This is a genomic window from Streptomyces sp. NPDC037203 (genome assembly GCF_055605065.1).
Window position 1 is genome coordinate 283,415 of the sequence record NZ_JBVJUC010000010.1, and the last position, 10,041, is coordinate 293,455.

The 10,041-nt window shown below is 73.0% G+C and carries 7 protein-coding genes; 4 read left to right on the forward strand and 3 right to left on the reverse strand.

Annotation, left to right across the window (positions count from 1 at the left end; genetic code table 11):
• Positions 1 to 78 precede the first annotated feature (78 nt).
• Together ACZ7EC_RS26050 and ACZ7EC_RS26055 are read left to right on the forward strand one after the other, a co-directional pair.
• Complete coding sequence (locus tag ACZ7EC_RS26050) at positions 79 to 903, forward strand: phosphotransferase (protein ID WP_471066178.1); 825 nt, start codon at positions 79 to 81, stop codon at positions 901 to 903.
• A gap of 92 nt (positions 904 to 995) precedes the next feature.
• On the forward strand, positions 996 to 1,529 hold the full coding sequence (locus ACZ7EC_RS26055) for an NUDIX domain-containing protein (protein ID WP_471066180.1): 534 nt from the start codon (positions 996 to 998) through the stop codon (positions 1,527 to 1,529).
• A gap of 146 nt (positions 1,530 to 1,675) precedes the next feature.
• Here the strand turns inward: ACZ7EC_RS26055 and ACZ7EC_RS26060 are convergent, their stop codons facing one another.
• Complete coding sequence (locus tag ACZ7EC_RS26060; RefSeq protein ID WP_471066181.1) at positions 1,676 to 4,024, reverse strand: glycoside hydrolase family 31 protein; 2,349 nt, start codon at positions 4,022 to 4,024, stop codon at positions 1,676 to 1,678.
• 212 nt (positions 4,025 to 4,236) lie between these two features.
• Between ACZ7EC_RS26060 and ACZ7EC_RS26065 the strand changes: the two genes are divergently transcribed.
• Together ACZ7EC_RS26065 and ACZ7EC_RS26070 are read left to right on the forward strand one after the other, a co-directional pair.
• Entirely contained in the window at positions 4,237 to 6,204 is a 1,968-nt protein-coding gene (locus ACZ7EC_RS26065; protein ID WP_471066183.1) for an acetoacetate--CoA ligase, read from the forward strand.
• Positions 6,205 to 6,401: 197 nt separating this feature from the next.
• Entirely contained in the window at positions 6,402 to 7,295 is an 894-nt protein-coding gene (locus ACZ7EC_RS26070) for a hypothetical protein (protein ID WP_471066185.1), read from the forward strand.
• 143 nt (positions 7,296 to 7,438) lie between these two features.
• On the opposite strand, the gene ptsP is transcribed toward ACZ7EC_RS26070, so the two are convergent.
• Positions 7,439 to 9,109, reverse strand: coding sequence for a phosphoenolpyruvate--protein phosphotransferase (gene ptsP / locus ACZ7EC_RS26075; RefSeq protein ID WP_471066187.1), 1,671 nt, complete (start codon positions 9,107 to 9,109; stop codon positions 7,439 to 7,441).
• Positions 9,110 to 9,189: 80 nt separating this feature from the next.
• A complete protein-coding gene (locus tag ACZ7EC_RS26080; RefSeq protein WP_471066189.1) occupies positions 9,190 to 9,639 on the reverse strand; it encodes a PTS sugar transporter subunit IIA in 450 nt (149 codons plus the stop codon).
• Positions 9,640 to 10,041 lie beyond the last annotated feature (402 nt).

Below are 10,041 nucleotides of genomic sequence, written 5' to 3' on the forward strand. Positions count from 1 at the left end.
GGGGAGCGTCCGGCGCGGAACCCACGCCGTCGGTCCGGAAGGTGCCGTACAAGTCGATCCGGCGGTAGCGTGATCGGCATGACGGCCGAGGGCGAGGCACTGGCCGGCGGGATGGCGAACGCGGGGGCGGTCTTGCGCCGCGGTGCGCTGGTCGAGCGCCCGGCACCGCGCAACGTGCGCGCCCTGCACACCCATCTCCGCGCGCTGAAGGAGCACGGCTTCGACGCGGCGCCGACCCCGGTCGGTCTCACCGCGGACGGCCGTGAGCGGCTGACGTTCATCCCCGGCGACGTGCCCCTGCCGCCCTTCCCGGACTGGGCGATGACGAAGGCCGCCCTCGCATCGGTGGGAAGCCTGCTGCGGCGTCTGCACGAGACCAGCGCGACCGTCGCGGTCGACACCCGCGCCGAGTGGCCCCGCGACCTGGCCGACCCGGAGGGGGGACCGACGCTGTGCCACAACGACGTGTGCCCGGAGAACGTCGTCTTCCGCGACGGCCGCGCCGTTGCCCTGATCGATTTCGACCTGGCGGCTCCCGGCCGCCCGCTCTGGGACGTCGCCATGACCGCACGCTATTGGGTGCCCATGCTCGATCCCCGATCCGCGGCCGCCGTCCACCCGGCCGGGCTGGACGCGCCCGCACGGCTGCGGACCCTTGCCGACGGCTACGGCCTCACGGCGGGGGACCGTGCTCGGTTGCCCGGCGTCATCGAGCAGGCCACGGAGGTCTGCCGGGCCTTCGTCGCCCGCCGCGTGGCCGACGGCGACGCCCTCTACCTCAAGGCGTTGGCCGAGCGCAGTGGATGGGAACGCTGGGACCGCATGCAGACGTGGCTGGCGGAGCATCGCGAGACGTTCACGGCCGCCCTGCTGCACCGACCGGGACACATGCCGACGGCGTGACCCACGGCCGACCGGAATCGGCCAGACCGTGCCCATGCCGGACAACACCACTTACGGAAGACGTCGTTCCCGTGATCGGATACAGTCCGCGCGTGTCCGAGAATCAGCAACCAACTGCCAACTCCGCGCCGGGATCGCACTGTTCCGCCTGCGGGGTGCCCTATGGAGAGGGCATCACCGGCTGGCCGCGCACCTGCCCGTCCTGCGGCACCGTCGCCTACCGCAACCCGCTGCCCGTGGCGATCGCGCTCCAGCCCGTATACGACACCGAGGGCACCGCCCTGGTCGTCATCACCCGTACCGTCGCCCCCGCCCGCGGCGGTACCGCCCTGCCCGGCGGCTACGTGGACGACCGCGAGGACTGGAAGCAGGCCGTCGTCCGCGAACTCAAGGAGGAGACCGGCATCGACGCCGCCGCCCGCGACGTCCGCCTCGTCGACGCCATGAGCGCCCCCGACGGCCACCTGCTCCTCTTCGGTCTCCTCCCCGAACGCCCGGCCGACGCCCTTCCCCCGTCCGGCCCCACCCCCGAGACCGAGGGCTGGCACCTCCTGCGCCGCCCCCAAGACCTCGCCTTCCCCCTCCACAGCGTCGCCGTCCGCGCCTGGTTCGAGGGCCGCTACTGACCGACCGCCCCAGCCGGGCATCCCCACGTGCCCGGCCCCGGCAGCGCGCCCCTGACCTGGCCCCCCGGCCCCCCCACGTCTGCCTCACCCGACCCTGCCACCCACCCCCCGCGGAGCGCCCCCGACTCACCGCACCCGAGCCCGCCCTACCCCAACCCCCGCACCCGCACCGGCCACTGCGGCGTACCCGCCCCGGTCTCGTCCCCCCGAGTCACCACCACCTCCTCACCTTCCCACCGCGCCGCATACCGCTCCATCTCCGGTATGTCCCAGCCGTCGCCTCCGTCCCGGACCACCAGACCGCCCCCGGTCCGGCCGGGCGCCGGCGCCCAGGTCTCCAGTTCGAGACCCTCGTCGCCCCGCACCGGCACCACCGCGCCCGCTCGGGCGAACACCGGTATCCGGGACAGCGGCGCCTCCACCACGACCTGGGCCGGGCCCTCGTACGCCCGTTCCGTCACCGTGTCGTACCACCGCCCCCGCGGCAGCCGCACCACCCGCCGGTCCGCGCCCGGTTCCAGCACCGGTGCCACCAGCAGGCTGTCACCCAGCAGAAACGTGTCCTCGCAGTCGCGCAGGGCCCGGTCCTCCGGCGCGCTCCACCACACCGGCCGTACATAGGGCGCGCCGGTGCGCCGGGCCAGATGGGAGAGCGTCACGAAGTACGGCAGCAGCCGGCGGCGTTCGAGCAGGGCCGCCCGCGCGTGCTCCAGCACCTCGGGCCCGAACTCCCACGGCTCACGCCGCCCGGCCCGCGCACTCGCGTGCGTGCGGAACAGCGGCAGGTACGCCCCGAGTTGGAACCACCGCAGGTACAACTCCGGTGACGGGCTGCCGTCGAACCCGCCGACATCCGGGCCCGAGTACGGCACCCCGCACAGACCGAGCCCCAGCACCAGCGACAGGGACGCCCGCAGCCCCGGCCAGCCGGTCGCCACCTCGCCCGACCACGTGCCGCCGTACCGCTGCAGCCCCGCCCAGCCCGACCGCGAGAACAGGAACGGCCGCTCCTGGGGCGCGAGTTCGCGCAGCCCCTCGTAGCCCGCGCGCGCCATGCACAGCCCGTACACGTTGTGCGCCTCACGATGATCCCCGCCGCGCCCCTCCAGCGCGTGCCGGGCCGAGCGCGGCAGCGTCGGCTCGCCGAAGGCGTTGAAGGACACCGGCTCGTTCATGTCGTGCCAGAACCCCGCGAACCCCTGCTCCAACCGCTCCGCGTACAGCCCGCCCCACCACTGACGCACCCGCGGATGCGTGAAGTCCGGGTACACGGACTCACCGGCCCACACCACCCCCCGCACCGGCCGCCCCGACGCGTCCCGCACGAAGGCGTCCACCGCCGTACCGCCGTCGTACACCGCGTCGCCCGGCGCCGCCCGCACCGCCGGATCGACCACCGACACCAGCCGGATCCCGTCCCGGCGCAGCTCCTCCGCGAGCACCGGCAGCTTCGGGAACCGCTCCCGGTCGACCGTGAACACCCGGTGCTCGTCGTAGTGGTCGATGTCCAGATGGACGGCGTCCAGGGGCAGCCGGCGCTCCTGATAGCCCGCCACGATCCGGCGCACCTCCTGCTCGCTGCCGAACCCGAACCGCGCGTGCTGGTGACCGAGTGCCCAGGCGGGCGGCAGCGCGGGCGCCCCCGTCAGCGAGGCCCAGGTGAGCAGCACCCGCGCCGGCGGACCCACCATCGCCCAGCAGCGCAGCGGCCCGCCGTCCATCCGCAGCTCGCAGCGCCCCGCCCGGTCGTGCCCGGACCCCGCGCCCTCCTCGCCCTCACGCAGGACCACCGTGCCGTCCCACGTGCTGTCGTGGAACACCAGGTGCGTCCCCGCGTCCGCCACCACCAGCTGCACCGGCATCGTCAGGTACAGCGGATCGTCACCCGGCCCGAACGCACCACCGGGATCGGTGTTCCACAGCCGGTACGACCCGTCGCGCAGCCGGGGCCCCGACGCGCGCCCGCCGAGGCCGAAGAACCGGGCGTCCGCCGCCACCTCCGAGCGCTGCATCCACCGCGCCTCGCCCCCGCCGACCGGCTCCCACCAGCGCGGCGGCAGCTCCCGGCGGAGCACCACACCGCCCGGCGTGCACACCTCCACCGCGCCGTGCCGGGAGACGACGACCGTCACCCGCTCGGCCACCACCCGCCAGCCGCCGTCCTTGTCCGGCTCCAGGAGCGCCCGCGGATCCGGCTCCGGGCCGCTGCCCGCCAGCGCGTACGACGGCTGCGGCGCCGCCCCGTCCCAGCCCCAGAACACCGCGCCGTTCACCGCGACCGTGACCCGCAGCTCCGAGCGGCTGAACCGGATCACCCCGCCGCCGGGCCCCGGCTCCACGCTCTCCACCTGCCCCGGCACCCGCGCCCGCTCCGCGCCCCGCCGCGGCAGCCCGGCGGCGTCGATCCGCCGTCTGCGCCACGCCGCCCGCACCCCCCGCGCAGCCCGTCCCGAACCGATCACACGCATCGAACGCACCAGGTCACGACCGTCCATGCTGCTCACCCTGCCACCGAGCGCCCCCGACGGGCGTGCCGTTCAACTTCCGTTCACCTCTGCCGGACCCGCCGTTTCGCCAGACGGATGATACGAAGCTCACCCTGGTGTGGAAGTCGATCACGTGGCATCGTCCCTGTCAGCCCGCGTCACGCGCACACCCAGCCGTGCGCGGACCGACGCACACGACGCGTACAGTCCGGGAGCCGCCCATGTCGACCGCGAACCCCCAGCCGCTCTGGCAGCCCGATCCCACGCGGATCGCCCAGGCACGCATCACCGCGTTCCAGGCGTGGGCCGCCGCCCACCACGGGGCCCCGGCCGACGGCGGCTACGCCGCGCTGCACCGCTGGTCCGTCGACCACCTGGACGCCTTCTGGAAGGCCGTCACCGAATGGTTCGACGTCCGCTTCTCCACCCCGTACAGCCGGGTGCTCGGGGACCGTACGATGCCCGGCGCCCAGTGGTTCCCCGGCGCCACCCTCAACTACGCGGAACACGCCCTGCGCGCCGCCGAGGACCGCCCCGACGAGCCCGCGCTGCTGCATGTGGACGAGACCCACGAACCGCGCCCCGTCACCTGGGCCGAACTGCGCGGCCAGGTCGGCTCCCTCGCCGCCGAACTGCGCGCCCTCGGCGTACACCCCGGCGACCGCGTCAGCGGCTACCTGCCCAACATCCCGCAGGCCGTCGTCGCCCTGCTCGCCACCGCGGCCGTCGGCGCCGTATGGACCTCCTGCGCCCCCGACTTCGGCGCCCGCAGCGTCCTCGACCGCTTCCAGCAGGTCGAACCCGTCGTCCTGTTCACCGTCGACGGCTACCGCTACGGCGGCAAGGAGCACGACCGCCGCGAGACCGTCGCCGAACTCCGCCGCGAACTGCCCACCCTGCGCGCGGTCGTCCACATCCCGCTGCTCGGCACCGAGGCACCCGAGGGCGCCCTCGAATGGTCCGCCGTGACCTGCGGCGACACCGCGCCCGTCTTCGAACAGGTCCCCTTCGACCACCCGCTGTGGGTGCTCTACTCCTCGGGTACGACCGGCCTGCCCAAGGCCATCGTGCAGTCCCAGGGCGGCATCCTGGTCGAACATCTCAAGCAGCTGGGCCTGCACTGCGACCTCGGCCCCGAGGACCGCTTCTTCTGGTACACCTCGACCGGCTGGATGATGTGGAACTTCCTCGTCTCCGGCCTGCTCACGGGTACGACGATCATCCTGTACGACGGCAGCCCCGGCTATCCCGACACCGGCGCCCAGTGGAAGGTCGCCGAACGCACCGGAGCCACCCTCTACGGCACCTCCGCCGCCTATGTCATGGCCTGCCGCAAGGCCGGCGTCCACCCGTCCCGCGACTACGACGTCTCCCGCGTCGAGTGCGTCGCCACCACCGGCTCCCCGCTGCCGCCCGACGGCTTCCGCTGGCTGCACGACGAGGTCCGCGAGGACCTGTGGATCGCCTCCGTCAGCGGCGGCACCGACGTCTGCTCCTGCTTCGCGGGCGGCGTCCCCACCCTGCCCGTGCACACCGGTGAACTCCAGGCCGCCACCCTCGGCACCGACCTCCAGGCCTGGGACCCCGCGGGCAAGCCCCTCGTGGACGAGGTGGGCGAACTCGTCGTCACCAAGCCCATGCCCTCCATGCCGATCCGCTTCTGGAACGACCCCGACGGCAGCCGGTACCACGACAGCTACTTCGACACCTACCCCGGCGTCTGGCGCCACGGCGACTGGATCACCCTCACCTCGCGCGGCAGCGTGATCATCCACGGCCGCTCCGACTCCACCCTCAACCGGCAGGGCGTCCGCATGGGCTCCGCCGACATCTACGAGGTGGTCGAGCGGCTGCCCGAGATCAAGGAATCCCTGGTCATCGGCATCGAACAGCCCGACGGCGGCTACTGGATGCCGCTGTTCGTGCACCTCGCCCCCGGCGCCGAGCTGGACGACGCGCTGCTGGACAAGATCAAGCGGGCCATCCGCGAACAGCTCTCGCCGCGCCACATCCCCGACGAGATCATCGAGGTGCCCGGCGTCCCGCACACCCTGACCGGCAAACGCATCGAGGTCCCGGTCAAGCGCCTCCTCCAGGGCACCCCGCTGGAGAAGGCGGTCAACCCCGGCTCCATCGACGACCTCACGCTGCTCGCCTACTACGAGGAACTGGCCCGCAAGCGCGGCTGACCCCTTCCCCTCGCGCCTCCCCTCGTGCCTTCGTGCCGTGCCTCCCTGCGAACGGCCCCGGACCACCGTCGTGCTCGACGTCTCCGGGGCCGACCCGCATCCGGTAAACCGCAGGTCACAGCGTTCTCACCCGGCGTTGTCAGTGCCGACGGTTACGGTGAGTGAGCATTCATCGACCGCGCACACATGGGGGAAACATGGCGCACACCGACGACCGGACCATGCGCAGCGTCCTGCGCCGCGAGATCGCCGGCACCATCGGCCTGCTCGCCGACGAACACGACTTCCGCGCCATGCGGCGCTACCGCAGCTTCACCTTCGACGACCACCCGACCTACCTCCGCCAGGTCGAGGACGTCCTGAAGAACCGCGCCGCGTACGGCGGCCACACCACCCTCGCCCTGTTCGACCCCGAGGACTACGCCGCCTACTGCGCCGAGACCGGCCTGGACCCCGACCTGCCCGCGAGCCGCACCCGGTTCACCGCGGAACTCGCCGCCACCGGCCCCACCGTCCCCTACGACGGCGGCCCGCTCGCCGCGCTCGTCCCCACCCTCGTCGACGCGGCCGTACGCCGGGCCACCTGGGAATACGCCACCACCCTGCTGACCCGCCTCGGCCCCTGCCCCACCTGCGGCGAGGACATCGGCCGGGCCGCCTTCACCCGCGCCTCCGACCTCGTGGTCCGTATCCTCGACACCGCCCCGCCCGGCGAGCGGCACCTCGTGTGCACCGTCTCGGGCGCACCGGAAACCCTCGTCTCCGTCCTGCACGGCGACGAGGACGCCCACGGCGCCACCCGTCTGGACGAGGCCGAGGCCCTGGAGTTCACCAGCGTCCTCGCCCTGGGCCTCGCCACCCGCAGCCCCGGCGGACTCGTCCTGCGCACCAGCGCCCCCGGCACCGCCGACCGCGTCCAGGGCTGGCGGCTGCGCGCCGGCGCCCTCGAACCGCTCACCGCGGCCGAGGTGTTCGACGCCTACTGCACCGACGCCGAGTCGGGCGACCTCATCGCCCCCGAATCCGGCGTCGACTACTGCGCACCGCCGGACCTGGGGGAGGAGAGCAGCGGAGCGGACCACCGCCACTGACCGCGGCCAACACCGGAAGACGACCGGGAACGCGACGGAGGGACACCCCCCAGACCGCGTCCGGGCCGCGTCCGGGACACATCAGGGGCGCCCCACCCGCAGGCGGGACGCCCCTGAACACCCGGCCGCCGGCCGCCCGGCGGCTACTCGCCGGACAGCACGCCCTGAGCCGCGCTCCGCGCCTCCTCGGCACTGTCCGCCGCCCGCGCCGCCGCCGCGGCCCGCTCGCACTGCGCCAGCGTGAACTTCGCCAGTGTCGCCCGGACATACGGCAGCGACGCCGCGCCCATGGACAAGGAGGTGACACCCAGACCGGTCAGCACACAGGCCAGCAGCGGATCGGACGCCGCCTCGCCGCACACACCGCAGCTCTTGCCCTCGGCACGGGCCGCCTCCGCGGACAGCGCGACCAGGTCGAGCAACGCCGGCTGCCACGGGTCCTGCAACCGCGACACCGCGCCCACCTGCCGGTCCGCCGCGAAGGTGTACTGCGCGAGGTCATTGGTGCCCAGCGACAGGAACTCGACCTCCTGGAGGATCGACCGCGCCCGCAGCGCCGCCGACGGGATCTCCACCATGGCCCCGAACTTCGCCCGCAGCCCCGCCGCCCGGCAGGCGTCCGCGAACGCCTTCGCGTCCGCGCGGTCCGCCACCATGGGCGCCATCACCTCAAGGTGGACGGGCAGCCCCTCGGCGGCCTTCGCCAGCGCCGTCAACTGGGTGCGCAGCACATCGGGATGGTCCAGCAGCGTCCGCAGACCCCGCACCCCCAGCGCCGGGTTCGGCTCGTCCGCCGGGGTCAGGAACGCCAGCGGCTTGTCCGCGCCCGCGTCCAGCACCCGCACGACCACCCGGCCCTCGGGAAACGCCTCCAGCACCTGCCGGTACGCCGCGATCTGCTTCTCCTCGGAAGGAGCGTGCTCACTGTCGTCCAGGAACAGGAACTCGGTACGGAACAGACCGACACCCTCGGCCCCGGCCGCCACCGCCGCCGGCACATCCGCCGGACCGCCCACATTGGCCAGCAGCGGCACCTTGTGCCCGTCCGCCGTCACACCCGGACCGGTCGAGGCGGCCAGCGCCGCCCGGCGCTCGGCGGCCGCCGCCGTCAGCCGCCCCTTGCGCTCCTCGTCCGGGTCCACGAACACCTCGCCGGTGCTGCCGTCCACCGCGACCACCGTGCCCTCGCCCAGCTCGACCGCGCCGGGCAGCGCCACCACGGCCGGCACTCCGAGCGCCCGCGCCAGGATCGCGCTGTGACTGGTGGGACCGCCCTCCTCGGTCACGAAGCCGAGCACGAGGGAGGGGTCGAGCAGCGCCGTGTCGGCGGGCGCCAGGTCCCGTGCCACCAGTACATAGGGGTGGTCGCTGTCCGGGACACCCGGCATGGGCACACCCAGCAGCCGGGCGACGATACGGTTGCGCACGTCGTCGAGATCGGCCACCCGGCCGGCCAGGTACTCGCCCGCTCCGGCCAGTAGCTCCCGGTACGCCGCGAACGCGTCGTACACCGCGCGCTCGGCCGTGCTGCCGACGGCGATCCGCCGGTCCACGTCCGCCATCAGCTCGGGGTCCTGGGCCATCATGGCCTGCGCCTCGAGCACCGCCTGGGCCTCGCCGCCGGCCAGGTTGCCGCGCGCCATGAGATCGGCGGCCACGGCGTCGACCGCCTGACGGGCGCGGCCCTGCTCGCGCCCCGCCTCCTGCGCCGGGATCTGCTTGGCCGGCGGCTCCAGCACCGCCGTGCCCATGTGCCGGACCTCGCCGATCGCCACCCCGTGGCTCACACCGACGCCTCGCAGCGTTGTCTCCATCTCACCCGTCTCCGGATAGTGCGGCGGGCCCCGCCGCCGCGGTGGTCGTCCTGTACGCCGTCCTTACGACAGCACGTATGTCAGTTCCAGGAGAAGAGGTCGGCGCCGACCGCCACGGCACCGCTCTCGCGGACATCGGAGAGGGAGTCGGCCGTGGCCTCCAGCGCGACGACGGGGCACACCGGGGACTTGCCGGCCGCCTCGACCGCAGCGGGGTTCCAGCGCACGACCGCCTGACCGCGGGTCACGGTGTCGCCCTTGTTGACGAGCACCTCGAAGCCCTCGCCGTTGAGCTGCACGGTGTCGATACCGAGGTGGGTGAGCACGCCGTGCCCGCTGTCGTCGACCACGACGAAGGCGTGCGGGTGCAGGGAAACGATCACACCGTCCACGGGCGACACGGCCTCGGAGGGCGCACGCTCCGGGTCGATCGCGGTGCCGGGACCGACCATCGCCCCGGAGAAGACGGGGTCCGGCACGGCGGCCAGTCCGATGGCACGTCCGGCGAGAGGGGACGTCACGGTGGTCATGGGAGCCTCCCAGAAGTGGAGCTGCTCGCGGGCTGAGCAGCAGGGTATGTCATTGGAAGTGGCGGTTCCGGATGAAAGCTAGCAGCTAGTGGTCTAGACCACCAACCGTGCGGATTTGCATGGCGTTCCGGGCCCCCTGTACAGTCGTACTCCTGCTCGGGACGGAGCGACGCGAAAGTGTCCTCGTCCGAACAGAAAACAAACTCGTCGGAACCCGACTCTAGATCTTCTTTCCGCATGCTCGCGGAACGGCGGTCAGAGAGACGGAAAAAGCCTGATAGAGTTTGAAACACCGAAGGGAAGCCCTGAGGAAAGCCCGAGAGGGTGAGTACAAAGGAAGCGACCGTTCCTTGAGAACTCAACAGCGTGCCAAAAGTCAACGCCAGATATGTTGATACCCCG